The organism is Laspinema olomoucense D3b, from assembly GCF_025370785.1.
Classification (GTDB): Bacteria; Cyanobacteriota; Cyanobacteriia; order Cyanobacteriales; family Laspinemataceae; genus Laspinema; species Laspinema olomoucense.
The window spans coordinates 40628-60559 of record NZ_JAMXFA010000041.1; the positions used below are offsets into that span (position 1 = coordinate 40628).

The 19932-nt window shown below is 47.0% G+C and carries 16 protein-coding genes; 10 read left to right on the forward strand and 6 right to left on the reverse strand.

The genetic code is table 11. The features are described from left to right. Window positions 1-166: 166 nt before the first annotated feature. Entirely contained in the window at window positions 167-1024 is an 858-nt protein-coding gene (locus NG792_RS23545) for a DUF4351 domain-containing protein (protein ID WP_261236999.1), read from the reverse strand. A gap of 236 nt (window positions 1025-1260) precedes the next feature. Between NG792_RS23545 and NG792_RS23550 the strand changes: the two genes are divergently transcribed. From NG792_RS23550 to NG792_RS23560, 3 genes are read left to right on the forward strand one after another with little or no spacing between them, the layout of a single operon-like run. Then, the gene (locus NG792_RS23550) at window positions 1261-3555 is read left to right on the forward strand and encodes a hypothetical protein (RefSeq protein ID WP_261237000.1); all 2295 of its coding nucleotides are present in this window, start codon (window positions 1261-1263) and stop codon (window positions 3553-3555) included. Further along, complete coding sequence (locus tag NG792_RS23555; protein WP_261237001.1) at window positions 3548-4573, forward strand: NAD(P)/FAD-dependent oxidoreductase; 1026 nt, start codon at window positions 3548-3550, stop codon at window positions 4571-4573. The genes NG792_RS23550 and NG792_RS23555 overlap by 8 nt, the downstream gene beginning before the upstream one ends. A gap of 60 nt (window positions 4574-4633) precedes the next feature. Further along, window positions 4634-5071: a secondary thiamine-phosphate synthase enzyme YjbQ gene (locus tag NG792_RS23560; protein ID WP_261237002.1), complete on the forward strand. Its 438-nt coding sequence runs from the start codon at window positions 4634-4636 to the stop codon at window positions 5069-5071. Between the two features lie 515 nt (window positions 5072-5586). Here NG792_RS23560 and NG792_RS23565 read toward each other — a convergent pair. After that, window positions 5587-6336, reverse strand: a complete 750-nt coding sequence (locus NG792_RS23565) for a glycosyltransferase family A protein (RefSeq protein WP_261237003.1) — start codon at window positions 6334-6336, stop codon at window positions 5587-5589. Between the two features lie 538 nt (window positions 6337-6874). Between NG792_RS23565 and NG792_RS23570 the strand changes: the two genes are divergently transcribed. Then, window positions 6875-7246, forward strand: coding sequence for a prefoldin domain-containing protein (locus tag NG792_RS23570; protein WP_261237004.1), 372 nt, complete (start codon window positions 6875-6877; stop codon window positions 7244-7246). A gap of 70 nt (window positions 7247-7316) precedes the next feature. On the opposite strand, the gene NG792_RS23575 is transcribed toward NG792_RS23570, so the two are convergent. From NG792_RS23575 to NG792_RS23590, 4 genes are read right to left on the reverse strand one after another with little or no spacing between them, the layout of a single operon-like run. After that, window positions 7317-7634 carry a gas vesicle protein GvpG gene (locus tag NG792_RS23575; protein ID WP_261237005.1) on the reverse strand — a complete coding sequence of 106 codons (318 nt, stop codon included), beginning with the start codon at window positions 7632-7634 and terminating at the stop codon, window positions 7317-7319. Between the two features lie 4 nt (window positions 7635-7638). Next, window positions 7639-8382 (reverse strand): gas vesicle protein GvpF, encoded by a 744-nt coding sequence (gvpF, locus tag NG792_RS23580; protein WP_261237006.1) that lies wholly within the window; start codon window positions 8380-8382, stop codon window positions 7639-7641. Between the two features lie 32 nt (window positions 8383-8414). After that, a complete protein-coding gene (locus NG792_RS23585) occupies window positions 8415-8894 on the reverse strand; it encodes a gas vesicle protein K (RefSeq protein WP_261237007.1) in 480 nt (159 codons plus the stop codon). A gap of 33 nt (window positions 8895-8927) precedes the next feature. Then, on the reverse strand, window positions 8928-9335 hold the full coding sequence (locus tag NG792_RS23590) for a gas vesicle protein (protein ID WP_435387611.1): 408 nt from the start codon (window positions 9333-9335) through the stop codon (window positions 8928-8930). Window positions 9336-10519: 1184 nt separating this feature from the next. On the opposite strand from NG792_RS23590, the gene gvpA reads away from it, so the two are divergent. The 6 genes from gvpA (at window position 10520) to NG792_RS23620 (ending at window position 19791) form a co-directional block, all read left to right on the forward strand. Continuing rightward, on the forward strand, window positions 10520-10738 hold the full coding sequence (gene gvpA, locus NG792_RS23595) for a gas vesicle structural protein GvpA (RefSeq protein ID WP_254567340.1): 219 nt from the start codon (window positions 10520-10522) through the stop codon (window positions 10736-10738). Between the two features lie 184 nt (window positions 10739-10922). Continuing rightward, window positions 10923-11291 (forward strand): hypothetical protein, encoded by a 369-nt coding sequence (locus NG792_RS23600; RefSeq protein WP_261198584.1) that lies wholly within the window; start codon window positions 10923-10925, stop codon window positions 11289-11291. 30 nt (window positions 11292-11321) lie between these two features. Beyond that, on the forward strand, window positions 11322-12260 hold the full coding sequence (gene gvpN / locus NG792_RS23605; protein WP_261198585.1) for a gas vesicle protein GvpN: 939 nt from the start codon (window positions 11322-11324) through the stop codon (window positions 12258-12260). A gap of 223 nt (window positions 12261-12483) precedes the next feature. Next, window positions 12484-15564, forward strand: a complete 3081-nt coding sequence (locus NG792_RS23610) for a LamG domain-containing protein (protein ID WP_261237008.1) — start codon at window positions 12484-12486, stop codon at window positions 15562-15564. A 74-nt stretch (window positions 15565-15638) separates the two neighbouring features. Continuing rightward, window positions 15639-17540: an ArsA family ATPase gene (locus NG792_RS23615; protein WP_261198587.1), complete on the forward strand. Its 1902-nt coding sequence runs from the start codon at window positions 15639-15641 to the stop codon at window positions 17538-17540. A gap of 373 nt (window positions 17541-17913) precedes the next feature. Further along, entirely contained in the window at window positions 17914-19791 is a 1878-nt protein-coding gene (locus tag NG792_RS23620) for an AAA family ATPase (protein WP_261237009.1), read from the forward strand. The last annotated feature ends 141 nt before the right edge of the window (window positions 19792-19932 follow it).

The window sequence follows — 19932 nt, forward strand, 5'->3', positions numbered from 1 at the left end:
GGAGGAGTCTATTCCATTTTTGAGGGCCCTGGCGATCGGCAAAGGGGCCGGAAAATTGGCATCAAGCTGGTTCGGGGGGGTCAGGAGTTACGCATATTTTGATAAATTACCCGAAATGTAGAGGGGATTCGCGAATCGCCTCTACATTTTTCTACAAAACCCGACCCTAGCTGTCAGTCACGGGAGGAAAAGCCGCCATCAATTCTTCCAAAGAATTCACATCTATCAGCGTGTCCGCGACTGTTTGTAATTGCTCCCAGTTCAAGCGTTGCAAGTTAGCTTCAACCGCTTCCGATACTTCCCCAAACCGACGCTGGATCATGCGTTGGATGAGTTGTCGTGTTTCTTGGCGTCCTTCTTCCACTCCTTGGTTTAAAATTTCTTGACCCCAAGGGGATTCCAATAATGCCTGGGTTGCAAAATTCAAGATTTTCTCCACGATATTTTCTCCTAATACATAGCTAGAAAAAATTCCCAACAATCGTTGTAAATCTTCCGACCGTTCTTCCTGTTGTATTCGGACAGCGGCGCGACGTAAAGTCGTTTCGTTTGCACCCCCTTTCATCACCGTTGCTAAGGGCAGTAGGGCCTTGAGTTCCGGTTGAAAGGCGACCTCGGCATCGATTTCCCAGAGGTTGATCACCTCATAGTCTTGCCTTGCCTCTAGTCCCATAATACTCGATTCATAACGAGTGGGAATGGGGGTGTTCCCGGTTGGCGGAAAAATATTGACCACCACCGGATGCACGCGCAAATCATATTTTTCTTCTGCCAGTGCCGCATAAGCCCGAATCCGCACTGGCATCCGAATATCCGGGCGAAATTGGACTTCGGTTAGGCTAATAAATTCCCCTTCTTCCTCGCTATAGGCTTTAATGAGGATATCGCTATCTCGACTGAGCCATTGAAATTCTGAATCGAGGATGACTTGGGCGACTGTACCGGATGATCGAGTCACCCATTTGACCCATCCATCGGGATAGAGTCCGATTAATTTTTTACTGCTAATATCTGCTTTTCCCATTGTTGTGTGGCGGATATTTACAGCTATAATTATAATTTAATTTATAGGAAAAATAAGGAATTTACATTTAAATAGTGATTTTCATTCTAATTTTAAATAACAAATATTTATGTTTCCGTACAGAATTTTACAGCCCCCTCCGTTCCCGCTCACCCTATAATAATTTTTGATACAAATCTTGACGCCAATCAACTAGATAGGATCTATAATCATGAGTATTAAACCAGGAATCATTTATGGCCTTAATTGATCAGGTTAAACAAGTCTGCGATCGCCTCGCGAACCAGGGATGGCGAGAGTTACTGTTACAGCATGGGTTGGATATCACAGCGGCAAACCTAGCAACGGAATTGGGGAAAATTCTCCCAAATATCAACCGCACTATTCCAGGATTTACGGATTTTGCTGATGAAGGGAATCGGGCGATCGCACCGGGATCTCCCGCCCGCAGTTTACTCTATCATGCCTTAGCTTCGGCGACGGTGGTTAACGGGGCCCAGGGCAATGAATTAACCGCCTTTCCCACCCTGGCTGAGATTGAGGCAGTGGAAAACTACGTCTATGGCGTCAAACCCCCCTCCTTAATGGAATTACGGGTCAAGGCGAATTATGGACCCTTGGCGATCGCTGTCTTTGCTTCCGAATACCGTCCCGCCTCGGACACCCCCCACCAGAAACACGCGGATTTGTGCTTTTCCCGCACAGGGGTCGCCCGAGTGGGAACCGCTGAAGCCCTGTATGACGCCAAACATCGCGGGTTTTTACCCTTTGTAGCAGGCGACTCCCAAGGGATGCGAGTGATTCCAGCCCGGTATAGTGCCTATATTGCCGTCATCCGTCGAGGCGATCGCCCGGGATACAAACCGATGCGGGTTCGCGATGGCGACGATCGCCGGTTGTTCTGGTTTCCTTTACACAAACTCTTTAGCGGTGGTGAATGTCTCCGTAATTTTAACTTAACCCTGACCCTAGAAGCCAACCATATCAACGAAAAACTTCGTCGCATCCATCTCCAACTCCAAACCCAAGGATATGACACCGGCTGGAGTGAACCGGATATCAGCAATTCCCCCTTTATCTTTACCGAAGGTATCGCCGAATTCTCACAAAATCCCGATGATGGCATAGGAACCCTCACCCCCATTGTCCATCCCCGTCTCGTCGAAGCAGCGGAATATCAAGGTAAACCTCTCACTTATCAAGTTCCGGTTAACTATGGTTTAACCCTCTCTTCCAGCTTGCTGATTCCCTCCGACAACGAAGCGCGACGCGCCCCGGAATATGTCCACGCCCGTCACCAAGTGCTACCCAATGGCACAGTCACGGACCTGAATGAACGCCCGAATGTAGCCAGTATCGTCGCCGAAGGCGGATACAATGCCTTACATTACCTGGATTTTACTGCCGATGGCTGGATCGAAGCCTTCTGTCCTGAATTAGCGATTCAACTCCCCCGCCGGGTTCCCGCTTATTCACTTGTGAGTGCCCCGGATTACTTCCCTATCTGCGATCAACGGCATCTGATGGACTGGTGGGAACAATCGGTGCCAGAAGCGGTGAGAAACAGCATTTGGCGAATTCCTCCCGAAACCTTATCCGATGAGCGAATGCCGCCAAATTTGGCCTTAACTGAAGCCAATTTTCGCCCGGAAGATGTCACCGTTACGGCGATCGTCTCCTTACCGGGAGAACCTTTTGTCAAACAGCGGCCCCTAGACCGTTTCATCCTAAATCGTCAATCCTATCTCCCGGATGCGGCGGCGGGAATCTATGCGCCCGGATGGGATGTGAGCTTTGATCGCACTCCTGAAGGCTTAGATTTCCTAGCTGCTTATGGTCTCGGCAGTCCCTTCCCCGAAGATTCTAAACTTTGTGCCGCACTTAGTACCTTTTGGCCTGCGGTCTCTCCCGACTCCGCCCGCACCTTTGAACCGATGCGAAGTTGGCCCACGGTTAGCCCGCTTACCGATGCGGAAATCGGGCAAAGCGGGGAACTAGCTTGGGATGGGGTTCCAGGACCGCGCCTGGTGCAATTGCCCGATCGCCAGGTGGTGGAATATGAGGCGATCGATCATGTGGATTACGTCACCAATGCTTTACAGGGTAAATTCACTTTAGCCCTAACGGGACAGGTCGATGTGCGAGAATACGAGGCGAGAGTGCTGACAATGGCTTATGTATATAATGCTTTAGGGATTGAAGAGGAGAAATATTTTCCTCCCGGACAGTCCGAAGCGCAAGACGCTGAAGCATTTGGGCGAATTGTCAATGAAAAGTCTAAATGGGGTGTTCTCTCCTTCCGAGAAGTCACCTCAACGGAAACGGAACTACAAGAGGCAGAAACCCAAACGGGTCAACGCTTACGGGGGAAAATATATCGGTTTGAGATGTATCGACATGGCGATATCACCACCCCGGAAGACGTTCGGAAACGCTGGGTAGAAATTCGGGAATCGGTAACTCTGTTTGTGGATGGACTGCGGGTGTTGATGAAACGGGATTCTGGCGTCTGGGAATCGAAAAATGTGTGAGGTTGACGTCGCGATCGCCGGGAGTGGTCCAGGAGGCACTGCTGCCGCCATTGCGTTGGCACAGCAAGGGTTCCGAGTGGCGATCGCCGAAGCGGAACATTTCCCCCGCGATCGTCCGGGGGAAACCCTCCACCCCGGCATCGAACCCCTGTTACAGCAGTTAGGAGTCGGCAGTCACCTCTTAGCTGCGGGATTCCTGCGTCATCCCGGCAACTGGATACAATGGGAGGGCAGTCGCCGGTTTGAACCTTTCGGGTCCGATGAAACTGGTCCTTGGCAGGGATTTCAGGCATGGCGGGCGGATTTCGATACCCTCTTGCGCGATCGGGCGGTGGAATTAGGCGTCAAAGTCCACCAACCCTGTCGCGCCTTACATCCCCTTGTTACCCAAAACCGAGTTACAGGAATCGCCACCAACCAAGGTGAGATTAGGGCAAAATTTGCAGTCGATGCCACCGGCAGTAGACAGTGGTTAGCCAAACAATTAAAGTTAGCAATTCACCCGTTTTCTCCACCCTTAATCGCCCATTATGGCTATGTGGAAGGAGACTGTCCTATCCGAGATGATGCACCGGCGATCGTAGCAGGCGACGGGGGATGGATTTGGACTGCAAAAGTCCGCCCCAAACTGTACCAATGGACCCGCCTGGATTTCACCTATAAACCCTTAGAAAAAACCTGGCAACCCCCCGAATTCCAAACCCTAAAACCCTGGAGAAAATCCGCCGTTGCCGATGTCACCTGGAGACAAGTTTCGCCCCCCGCAGGACCCGGTTATTTTCTCGTGGGAGATGCCGCCACGGTTCTTGATCCAGCCTCCTCTCATGGAGTCCTAAAAGCAATCATGTCCGGCATGATGGCAGCCCATTTAATTACCCAACTCTTACAAGGGAAAGCCTTTGAGGGTAAAGTTATAGCAGGATATAGTCAGTGGATGGAGACTTGGTTTCACAAAGATATCGAAACGTTAAAAAAACTTTACGCCTTGCTGCCAAATGCCCCCGATTGGGTAAGATGAGAGGGAAAAATCCAGGCGTTATTTATTTTGACTAAATTGCTGAAAGGAGTGCAATCTTTAATGACTATCACGAACCATTTTATCGATATTGAAACCCAAGGGGGAATCAGCATTTATAACCTAAATTCTTACATCCAAGAATTACTCACCGCCAACCCGGTTAAAAATGGTTACGTTCTGGTATTTGCTCGCCATACCACAACCGCTTTATTTATTAACGAGTACGAAGAAAGATTGCTGGATGATATCAAAGTTTATCTGGAAAAATTAGCCCCTCCCGATGCCAAATATCTCCATAACGATTTGCATCTGCGCGTCGTCCCTCCCGATGAACCTATCAACGGACATTCCCATTTGATGGCAATCACCCTCAACAATAGCGAATACATTCCCATCGTTGAGGGCAATTTAGCCTTGGGAACTTGGCAATCGGTGATGTTAATTGATTTAGATGGCCCCCGAAAACGTAACTTGCTGATTCAAATTTTCGGGGAATGAGAGTGCCCCTAAAAGGCAGGCTTACTCCCAGTGATATAAACTGATGGAGACTCTATAAAAATCATCATAAAACCCGAGGTTTTCTATAGAATCCAGAAACCATTTCCGCCATTAATCCCGTCAGTCACAGTTCCTGAGAAGGGCATATAGACTAGGAAAACCCGCCGACCCTGACGGGGGTATTCATGGCACAGAACCCAGAGTAATATGCGGCCACCATTAGCAATGGTAAGTTTTTCATCTTTGACGAAAAACTTACCATCCTCCCGATCGCACCGACAATCATCGTGGGAATTACCCTCCCCAGTAGTGCTTTAACATCTGTAGTAAACTGGTGCTGTTTGGCTTGGAGTTGGGCTTGATTTATGGTCGGCTTTTTGGGCTTTCGTTTGGACTTTTTTTCTAGGACTTCTTTCTTTGGATTCGGTCTTAGATGCCATTTCGCGATGATGTCGCCGGATCGGTATGTAATCAACTCAAGCAGATATAATCAACTCAACCCTCCATGGAATGTTTTAATTTTCAAGTCTAGCCAGACCAAACTCTTCACAAATTTCTGGCGTTAACTTCCGACGAGTCAAAAAATTAAATTTCAAGTTGTTTTCATTTCTTGATTGATTTTCGTTGGTCCCAATGATGTAAACAGCACCCGGAAATGGAAGAGGCTTAATCGGGTGATTTCTTTGGGCCATTACATCCTTGACTTTTTGATGATCTATATAGAATTTATAGGATCCGTAGCCTCTGTTATATTCTGGATTTTCGGGAACATCCATAAGGTCATAACGAAGCAAATTACAACTTCCGGAAATTCGATGAAAATTCCAGGGCTTTAGATAAATAACAGAATCATTGTTTAAATACTTATATCCTTGATTGATATACCACCCATTAGCGGAAAAATTATTTTTGACAAATTGAGCCAGATTTTTGCTCACGCAGTCATCCGCATCAACACTCATGATATGGGATGGAGAAAATTCTTTGGCTGCAATCAATCCAGCCAAAATTTTTCGACCTTTATCCGTCCGGGCTTGTGCCAAATAGTTCGGTTGATTGCTGGGGTAAGGGAAATCTACTTCAAGGTACTTAATCTTAGGATGTGAAAAATTAATTGTGGGTCGTTGGTTACAAACAACAATTACTTGGAAATCAGAGCAAGTTTGATTACAAATCGAGCGAGCAGTTCTTTCAAATAGCAGACAAACTTTTTCCCAGGAAGCCGATTTTTCCTGGCTTTTAAGCGGAACTAAAAAAACAAGCATAATTGTTTACACTCCAAATTTTGGGTTATAATTATAGTAGCACCCCGGTCAGGGCTGCCCAACCTGAGCAGCCCTGTTATAGCGATTCGCAGACTCATGAGGTACGGACATTTACACGAGTCAGAAAAGCGATCGCAATAGCCTGTACGCGTTTCACGTCAGCCACTGTGGAACTCACTTACATTGAGCTTCCCTAGGACATAGGGAAGCTTGATGCTCTCACCGACACAATTGTACCCGAACAACTCGGCTAACGGCTATATTACCATAATTAGGGGAGATGAGGGAATTAAATAGATTTCTTGCAAAATTCTAAAAAGCCCACTTTCTTCAGGGGGGTTGGACTGTTGGGGTTTTCATCTGACAGGGTGCAACAGTTGAGGATAGGTGTGGAAACTCTCATCTACAAGTTGGTTTAGAGATTTTGGCGTGGGTTGGTTATATTGCGGTGACTCCCGAATTTGCGGTCAAAATTAACCCAAAAGTGGCGATCGCCATTTAAGTTGGGTATCATAAGCTAGAGTCTGCCAGAAAACCTATGCCTAGAATTAAACCGCCCTCCTCAATGCCGCCGAAAATTAGTCCCACTCATCGCCAAAACTGCGAGGCGGGGGAACAAGTTGAACTGTATAAAATGACGACAAAGCGACAGCGGATCCAGCATGAGCTTCAGATGATTAAACAGCGCATGGAGTTGTTGAATTCTCAGTTAAGTCTATTGGATAGTCAAATTGAGGCGAAGCAAAAGGCGATGCAGGACTTGCAGCCATCTTCTGGAAAGGGTGTAGGGGCTATTCCGGGGGAAATTAAGCCCATTCAGGACCATTCAATCCCGTCTCGAACTCCCCTTTCTGAACCGATTAATCGGGGGAATTCTAACCCGTTTAAAACATTTCATCTGGAATATTAAACTCGGGTTGAATTGGGGGTGGAATCTCCATCCCCCTTGTTTTATTTTTAACAGTCCTCCCGGGTTGGGATTAATCGAGGACGGTGATGGAGAATGAAGATAAACCATCCTCGCTGATAAACTCTTCGGGTTCCCTTTCTTCTGACTGTTCCGCTTCGATTTCTTCTTCCATTGCTTGAATTTTGAGCAACAGTTCCTCTTCCTGAATTTCAAAGTCTTCTTCGGAAATATCGCCCATATCGAAGGCGAGTTGTAAGGCTAATAACTGTTTTTGAACATTTTGAATATCATCGAGTTCGCTGGTTGCTCGTTCTAGGAGTTGTTCCCCTAACCAGACGATGCCGCCAAGGGGTCCGGAGATGGGAAAAGTTAACAGTTCAAATAGCATGAGATTATCCCTCTGATTCGAGTTGGGCAAAGGTATAAGGGGCGGTAAAGTTATTATACCGAATTCGCAGGCGATCGCCAAAGTTTTTATCGATCGCCTCTACTGCTTCACTAAACTCCAGTTCCCGGTCCCAAGGAATTAAATAGGCAGCATTATAAATCATTTCTTCGGTCATTGGGTCGCTTTCACTGATTTCTTCCGCTAAGGGATTTAATCCGGTTTGAAATGCAGCAATCACCGCTTGTTTTCTAAACTTTAAGCTATTTTCTATCATCTGACCAATATTAATGACTTCTTCCATGCTTAAAGCTTTTCCTAAGCTGGCATCCCGCAATTGTTTTAAACTGGGATTTTCCTCTAGTAAGGCTTCGATTTCGCTTTTACTCTCCCAAAATACTTTGATACTGACTTCCCGCCGTCCTTCCAATTTCTGAAATAGTGCTTCCAGTTTCCCTTGATAAGGCTCAATTAAGTCTCGGATGACCGTATCCCAAGTTTTAACGACTAATCCAAACCGCAGGGGAAGTAAGGTGCGAAATCCCGCGTTCATGGCTTCTTCTAATACTTTTTCATGGCCTAACAAATTGCGTCGGGAGGTTAGATATTTGGTTTGTTTTGCTTCAGAATAGAGGAAGTTAAAGCCCTCAATGATTTGGTTATGAACAGGTTCGCGATCCAGTCCGGCGATCGCCACGGTGTCTGGGAGGGGTTGGGGCAAAATTCCGTATAGATAAAACCCTAAACTCATGTTAATTTATGTTCTAATTTATTTAACAACAGTTACAGCGGTTGAGAGGTAAGCACTAACCGTAGTTTCGCCTGAATTAAATTCAGGTTGGCTACACCTAGATCCAGGTCCCCTTGGACGACAATTCCGACATTTAAGAGTCGGTCAAGTAATTCTAAAATGGAAGCTTCTTGACTCGGTTCACCTGGATAATAGCTGCCTGGTTTTGGTAACAGGGTACCCACTTCTCCGAGATCCAAGTTCAAATCATTGGGATCAATCTCGAAAATATCACACAAGCGCAGGATTTCTTCTTCTAGTTTTTGCAAACTCTCGGCAGCAGCATCTAACTCGGTTTCATTGAGCACTTGTTCGTCCATGCGGCGAATCACCTGCGCTTCCATCAATTGACGAATTAGTTCCACCAGGGTTAAGACGAGGGATGCTAACCCCGCTTTACTGTTAATGGCGCGACGAGTGGGGAGAATTTCGCGGATTGGGGACGGGTTGGACGGGGTTTCAGCTAATGCCATAAGGGTGCGGTTTTTTTAAGGGTTTGACCAGGTTTAAATCTCCCCAATGCTTCCTCTGGGTTCGGGGTTGGTGTCAGGAATGGGGGGACTGCTGGTGAGGGCTTTGAGCGATCGCATTTCCGCTTCTAAGACTTGCAGGCGATCGTGCAATTGGCGGTTTTCTTCGATTAAATCTTGGTTTTTACTGCTCAGATACGGGTCATTTTCCCACCAGTTGATTCCCATTTCCCGCGCTTTATCCACGGAGGCAATCAGTAAGCGAATTCGGATATGAAGTAGCTCCGTTGTGGCAACAGAAATAGAAATATCCCCGGCAATTACAATTCCTTTATCTAAGACTCGTTCGAGGATATCTGCTAAAGTAGAGCCTTGGGTCGAGGTGGCAATGGTGCGATTTGAGTTGGATTGAGCGCTTGAAGGCTGTATCGGGTTAGAAGACACGATGAATTTAACTCAGTAAAGGGATGTAATTAGAGTTGTGCCCGGTTGGCTAGAGTTGGCTACATTCAGCCATTCTTCTAATATTAGGTTCAATCCAAAGCAACTCCCGGGAAGGGATGGATTGCGATCGCCCTAGCCTCCCATCGATGAGAACCATCAGACCAAATGAATATCTTCTGTTATATTTCCCTGTTTAAACTGCGATCGCCCACCTAAACCTCAGTTTTTTTCAGTTTAAAGTGCCCCCACTTTATTTAGATATTCTAACACCCCCATTCCTTTGAAACGGCTGCATCCTTGCTCTGTTTTCTTAAATTTTGTCTCTATTTGACTGTTAATGGTCACAGGTCTAACTATTATAAATCAAAGTCGGTTACCCCGCTCATATATTTTCGTAAACAATCCTAAAGAAATATTGCAATTTTTTAAGTTTTTAGTCACAGCTTCAGCGGCTCCCACCATCTGTCCATAAGGAATTCAGTCATTTTTTCCATCATAACCTTATCCTTTTCCCCCTCTTGACAAAACTCCCTAAACATGGTTTAAGAGTAAACCCTAGGATAGAGAAAAAGACTTAGATAGAGTTCCCAGACCCTCCCAGACATCCAGACCCCTAAAAATCTCTCTTTAAAGTTTTGTTAAATTTGTAATTTCCTTGATAATTGAGGTTGCCGACTGAGGTACGATAACCACAAGTAGATTTCCTCAACAAATCCCCCATCGAATCGGGGTGTGGAACTCGCGGCAAACTGAGGAGAGGATTTTGCGATCGCCTCTAACCAGAGCCCTTGAAAAAACACTCCTCGGGGAAGGATGAAACTCAGAGAAACTCTGGACTAAATTAGCCTAAAAGCGGTGGGGGTAATGAGTTAGAAGGGGGTGGAGTTCAGCACAGCGGCAAAACACCGGAAAAATGGAGGGAGGGTTGTTTCAGTTCGACTTGTACAGATAAAAAATCAAGGCGAACGGACCCTGGTTTTCATCTAATTTTAGGGGTTAAACCGCCGTAAAAGGGGTCCCTTTAAAGGTTGCCTCTTGAATGGGGTAGCAAGAGGGGGGAGAGAACCATCCCTGACATAAAAAACCAGTATTTTTATGTTAAATGGACTCAATTCAGTCAGTATTCCACCTGAATCAAGGGGTGGGAAATTCCAAGTTTTTATTTACACTCTGGAGCAATCATCATGGCAGTTGAAAAAGTCAACTCATCTTCCAGTCTAGCCGAAGTTATCGATCGCATTTTAGATAAAGGAGTCGTGATCGATTTATGGGTACGGGTATCCCTCGTGGGAATCGAACTGCTGGCGATCGAAGCTAGAATTGTCATCGCCTCGGTAGAAACCTATTTGAAATATGCCGAAGCGGTAGGGCTGACTTCACAAGCTGCTGTACCTGCTGCTTAATCCCTTGTAGGGGCTCTAAAATAGCGAGCAACCGGACATTAAACCTGCTGGCTGCCTGAAAAGCAGCAGCAGGTATTTCCCATCCCTTCACAGGGGAAGGTATTCCCAGAAGCAAAAGTTAGACGAGGCCATCTCTTTAAAATTTTTGCAAGTATTTAGGTACTATTAATCCGGAGGAAAAGTCGTGTCTTTGCGAGAACAATGGAACGCTGCTAGGGTGCAACGTCAGCAGGAAATTATAGTTCGGCAACAACAGGTTTTAGAACAACGCTATGAGACCCAAGTCAAATTAGAAGAAATCGCCGCTAATCGAGTAGAAATGGCAGCGCAAGTGAGTAAGTCTTTGCAGGACTTTTATGCCAACTTAAAAGCCGAGGTTGCCACTTTTCGAGAAGAAACGCGATCGCAACAAGAACAAATCTGGAGTGCCGAAAAACAGCAACGGAGTGCTTATGTAACCAACCTGCAAGCGTATGTTTGGGGGACAGCGCCTACCCCACTTAAACCCCGTCCCAAACCCAGTGGAGTTTCCCTGAATTCCCCTAAGCGCTAACTCAACGGACGTGATGCAAAGAGGTTATTTGTGACCACAGTTTTACAAGCCACTTCCCAGAATTTTGTCGATACACCCGCCATTCATCGTCTGACCAAACGCGCCTTGCGCTATCTCCATGCGGGATTTTCAGTTCACCTGCGCGGTCCTGCAGGCACGGGCAAAACCACCTTAGCCATTCATTTGGCTAATCTGTTGGAACGTCCGATTGTTTTAATGTTTGGAGATGATGAATACAAATCATCAGACTTGATTGGCAACCAACGGGGATACAACCGCAAAAAAGTGGTAGATAACTTTATTCACAACGTGATTAAAGTCGAAGATGAATATCGTCAATCCTGGTCAGATGCCCGGTTAACCACCGCCTGCCGCGAGGGATTTACCCTCATTTATGACGAATTTAATCGATCGCGTCCCGAAGTGAATAATGTGCTGCTCTCAGTCTTAGAAGAAAAACTCTTAGTCCTGCCAACCAGCGCCCAACAACCAGAATATATTCGTGCTCATCCCCAGTTTCGCGTGATTTTTACCTCCAATCCCGAGGAATACTGCGGAGTCCATGAAACTCAGGATGCCTTAATGGATCGGTTGATTACCCTGGATATTCCCGAACCGGATGAACTGACTCAACAAGAAATTGTTGTCCAGAAATCGGGATTAACCCGAGGGGATGCCGCAATGATTGTGCATTTGATCAAGACCTTTCGAGAACGGAGTACGACCCACGAAAAATCCTCGGGTTTACGCGCTTGTTTAATTGTTGCCACAGTCTGTCACCAAAATAATATTCCCGTCTTGCCCAGCAGTGGCGATTTTCGAGAAGTTTGTGCAGATATTTTGCTCTCTCGCGCTAAAATCCCTCATGCTGAGGGCCTCACCATTCTCGGACAACTGTTTAAAGAAATCATGGCAGCAGACAAACGTTCCGCTCCGGCGGAGGTTTTAACGCATGGTAAATTAGGATAAACTCACCGGATTTTATCTTCACCAGGACCCGAGGGACAGAATGGGTTAGAAACCGGGTTTCTTGACAATATTTTTGCCTATTCCTAACAACTCTAGGCCCGAAACCCCCTTTCTTGTCCTTTGGACCTAAATCTAAAACTGTATCCATATCCCAGGGAACAATATCGTGAGGCGAGTTTAACCTGAATGCGATCGCTCAATTAGTAGCTACGAATCCCCCCAAATGATTTTCAATGACTCGGTTGCCGTTCCACCCACCGCTAAAGAAGTTGACCTCGGCTATTCTTATCCAGATATCCCCTTATTTAATGGGACTAGCGACTGGATTGAAATTCCCTATTTAGGCGATTTTAATCCCCAGCAGTTTACGGTAGAACTGTGGGTAGACTATCAAGGAGGAATTGGCTATCGAGCAATTTTAACCTCAGTTTGTAGTTCGGCTCAGGAGGGAAGACGGGGCTATCTTTTCTGTGTGAATCCCGCTGGAAATTGGCAATTTTGGGTGGGTAGTGGGCAACCGGATGCGCCTTGGGTGATGCTGACTGGACCTAGAGCTTCAAAAGGGGTCTGGACGCATTTAGCGGGAATTTATGATGAACAGTTGCAAACGGTTTTCTTCTACATTGATGGCAATTTGGTGGCGCAACGAACTGCCATTCCTTTTCATCCAAATGAGCGTAATTCCCTGCGCGTGGGGGCCGGGGCCACGGAACAAAGTGGGGCAAGTCCTTGTTTTTTTCAGGGACGAATTGCACAAATTAGAATATGGAATCGTCCGTTAGATTCAGTGAATATTGCCACCCTATCGAGTCAGGATTTAAGGGAAGAGGGTCAAATAACTCTCACTACCCCCATTGTTTCTTCTGCGGTGGAACCTTTCCCCACTCCCTTCCAAACTAACACAGAGGTGGATGTTTTATTAGAAGCAACTTCGCCTATAAGTCCGGAAGAAATCGGGGATGAAGAGGTGGAAAATGGCAGCATAAAGGGTGGGGATATACAGACGAAGCCTGCCTACACCTCATTGATAAACCCAATTTTGGACAGTGGGGATGACACCGAACCGGAGATTTTATTACAAGAAACTTTCTCAGTAATTCCAGAAAAAGAAATCGGGAATGAGGAGATAAATGAACCGGAACCGGATGTTTTAACCCAAGAAACTCCGGCAGAACCCAAACCGGATATTTTAGGGAAAAAAACTTCCTTAGTGAGTGGGGAAGAAGAGGTAAAAATCCCGCACGAAGTAGGGGAAATGTCTCCCACTGGGATAGAATGGGAACCGGAAGTTATCCCTGCTGCGAAATCCTTCCAGTCGGCTTTAATGTTTAATGGGATTAATAGCAGTGTAGAAGTTAAAACGCCCTTTAAAAATAACCGGACTTTTACGCTATCTTTGTGGGTTAAACCCGCATTTTTGGAGCAGGGTTGGTGTGGGTTGTTCAGCAATGATTCCGGAGAGCATTTACCTCCCTTGCAACTGGGAATTGCTCCGAAAGGGGGATTGTATTATGATTCCTTTGATGAGGCAGGAACTTGTCGATATCATGATACCCTTGACGGGTTCTTTGAAAGTGCCGATCGCTGGGTACAGATTGCCTGGGTGAAAACGGGAACAGAATATCGGTTTTATCGCAACGGCGAGTTATATGCCATCCAACCTGCACCGGATGCCTTTTATCTTTACCAATCTCAAGCGCTGATTGGGATGGGAGAGAATGGGTTTGCTGGGGCAATTCGCGATGTGAGAGTCTGGAAAGTCGCCCGAACTGCCGCAGAAATTCGCCATGATTTGCACCGTCCCTTAACCGGAGAGGAACCGGGATTGTGCCATTACTGGGGGTTCAATGACGGCAATGGCGCGATCGCCTCCGATGGGGTAAAATGTGCTAACTGGGGAAAAATCATCGGGGCCACCTGGGGACAAGGCAACCCCCCTGGAAAAGGTGATAGTTCCCCTGATGGACGATTTCGGTCCGTGTTATGCTTTGCCGGGGAAACGAACTATATCGAAGTCGAAGACCCTTTCGAGAATGATACAACCTTTACAATTTCCCTGTGGTTGCAACCGGCGATCGCAGGCGCAACCCCCTATGGCATCATGGGAAAACGCTGGCGGCCCTCCGCTTTTAAGCCGGAACTCTGGGGGGTTAAGTACCAACAAACCTTATACTATCATACCTCCGATTCATCTTCTCCAAACCGGCGTCATGCTGCACCCTTGTTGAACTTTTTTGCCGGTTCTGAAGAAGACTGGATACATTTAACCTGGGTGAAAGTAGGAACAGAGTATCGATTTTATCGCAATGGGAAATTATTTGCTACCCAAGCTGCACCGGAACGGTTCTATACCGATAGCACAAGCTATTGGTTTGGTAAGTTAGGAATCGGGAATTCCGTGGCGCACTTTCGCGGAAAAATGGCGGATATTCAAATTTGGAACGTCGCACTCAGCGAGGAACAAATTCAGGAGAATTTGCAGCGTGGTGTCACGGGAGATGAGCTTGGATTGCGGCATTATTGGCCGTTAAATGAAGGGGAAGGGATGCTGGTTCAGGATATGGCGAATCCACCCAATTCCGGCAGAATTCGGGGTGCGACATGGCAGATTGAGGAAGTGGCGATCGCCCTCCCGGATCCGGAATTTCCCCTTTCGCATTTTGTGTCATCGGTACTAACTTTTGATGGAGAGGATGATGCCGTCATCCTTCCCGAACTTGGGGAAATGGATCGCACGTTTACCTTGTCCCTGTGGGTCAAACCCGCCACCGTGGACGATGAACAGTGGCATGGGATTCTCAGTAAGGAGGCGAAAGATGGGGATCAACTGGGACTCTCATTGTGTCCTGGCGATCGCGCCTTGCAGTATCACTCCCAAGGATTAGGGGAGAAAACGCCTTATACCAATGTTTTGCTCAACTTCTTTGAAACCGGCGATCAGTGGGTTCATATCACTTGGGTGAAAGCGGGAGGAGTCTATCAGTTTTACCGCAACGGCGAATGCTTTGCCACCCAACCGGCCCCCGAACGATTACAGCAGACTCCGGGAGACTACTACTTAGGTAAATCCCAGGTTTTTCCAAACCGGGATAGCTTTTTTGCCGGTCAAATTGCCGAAGTGAGACTCTGGCGGGTGGCGCGAACCGAGGCAGAAATTCACAAAGATTTTACCCATCGCTTGCAAGGGGATGAACCGGGATTAATTGCCTATTATCCCTTGAATGAAGGGAGTGGAGACTGGGTAGGCGATCGCGGACGGATTCTGGGGGCCAAATGGGAACAGATGGAGATACCCCTTGTGTAAATTAAGCGATCGCTGAGGCCGGAAAAATGGGATAATCAGATGCAGATTCATAAACCGGAAGGGGAGAAATCTCTATGAATATAACCGATAAAAATTTTGCTGTGATTACCCAGTACAATTCCCTTCACCTGGCTCTATTTAGTGGTAAAGGCGGGGTGGGAAAAACTACCCTTGCTTGCGCCTTTGCCCGACATTGGGCTAAACTTTTTCCCCAAGACTCTATCTTATTAATCTCCACCGATCCTGCTCATTCTTTAGGGGATGTGTTGCAACTTCCCGTAACCACTGCCGCCACAGCGTTACCGGACTTGGCGAATTTAAGCGTGCGATCGCTCGATGCCAAAGAACTCTTGGGAGAATTTAAAGCAAAATACGGGAAATACTTAGAATTATTAGTAGAACGGGGCAGTTTTGTTGAGGGAGAAGACTTAACCCCGGTATGGGATTTAGACTGGCCCGGATTAGATGAAATCATGGGATTGCTAGAAATTCAACGATTACTCACCGAGAAAGTCGTAGATAGAATTGTGGTTGATATGGCTCCTTCTGGTCATACCTTAAATTTATTAGGCATCAAAGATTTCTTAGATGTAGTATTAAATTCCTTGGAACTATTCCAAGAAAAACATCGCGCCATGTCTAAAACCTTTAGAGGAACCTATAATCCCGATGAAGTCGATGAGTTTTTGGTAGACCTAAAAGCGGATTTAAACGAAGGAAGAGCATTGCTGCAAGATGATAGCTTTACCGCTTGCTTAGTCGTGGCGATCGCCGAACCGATGAGTTTATTGGAAACCGGTCGATTTATTACCAGCTTGGAAGAATTATTAATTCCTTGTAGTGGATTATTCATTAACCAAATTGTCCTGAATACCACGCCCGATTTAGACCGCTATAGTGAACAACAAAAATTACTCCAAAAATTCATCAATCTACCCGGTAATCACCCGGTTTTTATCCTCCCCCAACAACCTACCGAACCCCTGGGAGCAGAAGCCCTCGATGCCCTGATTCCCCAACTTCAAGCCCTAGAACAAGTGGACTTAGCTCCCGAGGCGATCGTGCAATGGCCAGAAAAAGTCCCCCCCAGCTTCCCCGATTTTATCGCGGAAGGTCGCCAATTAATTTTAATTGGGGGGAAAGGAGGAGTAGGAAAAACCACCGTTGCCGCTGCACTGGGATGGGGATTGGCCCATCGCTATCCGGATAAAAAAATTCGCGTCATTTCCATCGACCCAGCCCATTCTTTAGGCGATGCTTTTGGTCAAAATTTGGGACATGAACCGCTCCCAATCACGAATAATTTAAGTGGGCAGGAAATTGATGCCGAGGTCATTCTGGAACAATTTCGCGAGAACTATCTTTGGGAATTAGCGCAAATGATGAGTGGAGAAGGGCCGAACCCCGGAAGCATCAAAATAGCCTATACTCCCGAAGCATGGCGGATGCTCGTCGCCCAAGCTTTGCCGGGAATCGATGAGATGCTTTCCTTAATAGAGGTGTTTGATTTATTAAACAGAAAAGAACAAGATTTAATTATTTTAGATACCGCCCCAACGGGTCATTTATTGCGGTTTTTAGAAATGCCTGCGGCTTTATCGGATTGGTTGGCATGGATTTTTAAATTATGGATTCAGTACCAAAATGTGTTAGGGCGAGTAGAATTTATGGGACGATTGCGCACCTTGCGGCAACAAGTTGTTAAAGCCCAAAAGCAGTTAAAAGATGCCCAACATACAGAATTTATTGGGGTAGTACAAGCACAAGCGGCGATTCTGTCGGAACAGGTGCGATTAACGGAGTCCTTGCGAAAAATGGAAGTGCCTCAACGGTATGTGGTTCATAATCGGTATCGCCAGGGGGGGGAAATTGAGGGGGAATTATTTCCGGCACAAACGGTGATTAGATTGCCCGGTTTGCCGCGTTCCGTGTCTGCTTTAGAGCGGATTCAAGGGGCTGCTAATTTGTTGTTTTAATTCCGATGGAGATGGGATTTGTATAGGTGAGGGGTTAGCAGGCGGCAGAACCGCTGATTTCGCGTATCACGGCTTCAGGCATGATATAAAAGTGCTTATACAAAAGCTTTCATCCTCCTCTGTTTCAAAAAATGCTAAGATTTAATCTAAACGACTCTACACCTTGGGATATAGGGATCCAGGCCCTCTAAAATCAGCCTTTAGAGGAAGACTCTTTAAGGGATAAATCGTTAGATTTAGAGTAATCTCCCTTAAACAATTCCGGGGCTTTCTCCATATCTTAGGGTAGAGCCAAGTGCGGTGAATCACTGCATTTTTGACCCCAGTTAATCGGGTCGAGAACGGGACTGTTAATTATTAGGGAGAGCTATTGATGAACGAATTATTTAAAGGGTTTGAGCAGTTATTAGAACTCGCGAAAGCCTTGGAAGAGAAAATAGAAGCTGGAGAACTCAACGCCGATATGCAGTTCCGTACTCGTCCGATAAGTAACATACCCCGTACTGGCGCAATTCCCCGGACTGGGAATGTAGGAGTCTCGACGGGTGGGGTTTCTGTAGATGCCAGCCCTTTCCGCCAACCCTCTCCTCCTCGTTCCACGGGTCCTCGTTCCACGGGTGGTAGGTCAAATTTTACATCTCCGACTCCCGGGGTATCGAAGTCCCAAAAATCGGGTTCTTCGATGAAAGATATCGGCGGACTTCGCGAGGTTTTAGCCGAACTTAAAGAACTGATTGGGATGCCTTTAAAACGTCCTGATTTATTAGAAAAAATTGGATTAGAACCGACCCGAGGGGTGTTGTTAGTCGGACCTCCGGGGACGGGAAAGACCCTGACAGCTCGGGCTTTAGCTTCAGAATTAGGGGTTAACTATATTGATTTAGTTGGGCCAGAAGTTATTAGCAAATATTACGGGGAAGCAGAGCAGAAACTGCGGGCAATTTTTGACCAAGCGGTGAACAGTGCGCCTTGTATTATTTTTATTGATGAAATTGACAGTTTAGCTCCCGATCGCTCTCAGGTAGAAGGGGAAGTAGAAAAACGCCTGGTAGCTCAATTGTTGGGCTTAATGGATGGATTTGCTCAAACTCAAGGGGTGATTGTCCTGGCTGCCACAAATCGACCGGATGCCCTTGATCCAGCCTTACGTCGTCCGGGACGCTTCGATCGCGAAGTGCTCTTCCGAGTCCCCGACTGCGCCGGACGCTTGGAAATATTAGAAATTCTCACCGGCCCCATGCCCTTAGAGGAAACAGTGCAGTTAGGCCAAATTGCCGAATTAGCCACGGGATTTGTGGGGGCAGATTTGAAAGCGGTTTGTCAAAAAGCCGCCTATACTGCCCTGCGTCGTCAAGTGCCTTCCATTGAGGCGGAGATTCCCGAGACGATGACAGTTCAACAGGGGGATTTTTTAGCAGCCCTCAAAGCCGTGAAACCAGCAGTTTTGCGGTCCGTGGAAGTGCAATCTCCTCATGTTTCATGGGATGAAATTGGCGGATTGGAGAGCATTAAACAGACCCTGCAAGAAGCAGTAGAAGGGGCGCTGATTAATCGGGAATTATATTTACAAACCAAAGCGCGATCGCCCAAGGGAATTCTGCTCTGGGGTCCTCCAGGAACCGGCAAAACCCTATTAGCCAAAGCCGTCGCTTCCCAAGCAAAAGCCAATTTTATTTGTATCAATGGACCGGAATTACTCAGTAAGTGGGTAGGGGCCAGTGAACAAGCGGTTCGGGAATTGTTTATCAAAGCCCGCCAAGCCTCGCCCTGTGTGGTGTTTATTGATGAAATCGATACCTTAGCCCCTGCCAGAGGTCAACATACTGGGGATTCCGGCGTCAGCGATCGCGTGGTTGGACAATTACTCGTGGAACTAGATGGGTTAGCCACCGGGGCCAATATTCTGGTCATTGGGGCGACAAATCGGCCCGAGGCAATGGATTCGGCCCTCCTGCGGGCGGGACGCTTCGACTTGCAACTCAAGGTAGATTTACCTGATGTAGAGAGTCGCTTAGGAATTTTGCAAGTCCACAATCAGGAACGTCCCTTATCCGAGGTGGATTTGTCCCACTGGGCAACGGTTACCGAGGGTTGGAATGGAGCAGATTTGGCCTTACTAGGCGATCGCGCCGCAGTCGAAGCGATCCGCCGCTATCGGGGGCTTGGCATGAGCGATCCTACCCAAATCCAGATTACCACGGAAGATTTTGCCTACGCTTACGATGCCTTGAACCAACAGCGATCGGCTTAGTTGAGAGATAGGGAGGATAGGGGAGATAGGGGAGATAGGGGAGATGGGGGAGATAGGGGAGATGGGGGAGATAGGGGAGAGACGGGAGATAGGGGAGAGACGGGAGATAGGGGAGAGACGGGAGATAGGGGAGAGACGGGA

Bases quoted from the DNA above. Each gene is read 5' to 3' on its own strand.
- NG792_RS23545 (WP_261236999.1), bottom strand. From the start codon at position 1,024: ATGGGAAAAGCAGATATTAGCAGTAAAAAATTAATCGGACTCTATCCC.
- NG792_RS23550 (WP_261237000.1), top strand. From the start codon at position 1,261: ATGGCCTTAATTGATCAGGTTAAACAAGTCTGCGATCGCCTCGCGAAC.
- NG792_RS23555 (WP_261237001.1), top strand. From the start codon at position 3,548: ATGTGTGAGGTTGACGTCGCGATCGCCGGGAGTGGTCCAGGAGGCACT.
- NG792_RS23560 (WP_261237002.1), top strand. From the start codon at position 4,634: ATGACTATCACGAACCATTTTATCGATATTGAAACCCAAGGGGGAATC.
- NG792_RS23565 (WP_261237003.1), bottom strand. From the start codon at position 6,336: ATGCTTGTTTTTTTAGTTCCGCTTAAAAGCCAGGAAAAATCGGCTTCC.
- NG792_RS23570 (WP_261237004.1), top strand. From the start codon at position 6,875: ATGCCTAGAATTAAACCGCCCTCCTCAATGCCGCCGAAAATTAGTCCC.
- NG792_RS23575 (WP_261237005.1), bottom strand. From the start codon at position 7,634: ATGCTATTTGAACTGTTAACTTTTCCCATCTCCGGACCCCTTGGCGGC.
- gvpF (WP_261237006.1), bottom strand. From the start codon at position 8,382: ATGAGTTTAGGGTTTTATCTATACGGAATTTTGCCCCAACCCCTCCCA.
- NG792_RS23585 (WP_261237007.1), bottom strand. From the start codon at position 8,894: ATGGCATTAGCTGAAACCCCGTCCAACCCGTCCCCAATCCGCGAAATT.
- gvpA (WP_254567340.1), top strand. From the start codon at position 10,520: ATGGCAGTTGAAAAAGTCAACTCATCTTCCAGTCTAGCCGAAGTTATC.
- NG792_RS23610 (WP_261237008.1), top strand. From the start codon at position 12,484: ATGATTTTCAATGACTCGGTTGCCGTTCCACCCACCGCTAAAGAAGTT.
- NG792_RS23615 (WP_261198587.1), top strand. From the start codon at position 15,639: ATGAATATAACCGATAAAAATTTTGCTGTGATTACCCAGTACAATTCC.
- NG792_RS23620 (WP_261237009.1), top strand. From the start codon at position 17,914: ATGAACGAATTATTTAAAGGGTTTGAGCAGTTATTAGAACTCGCGAAA.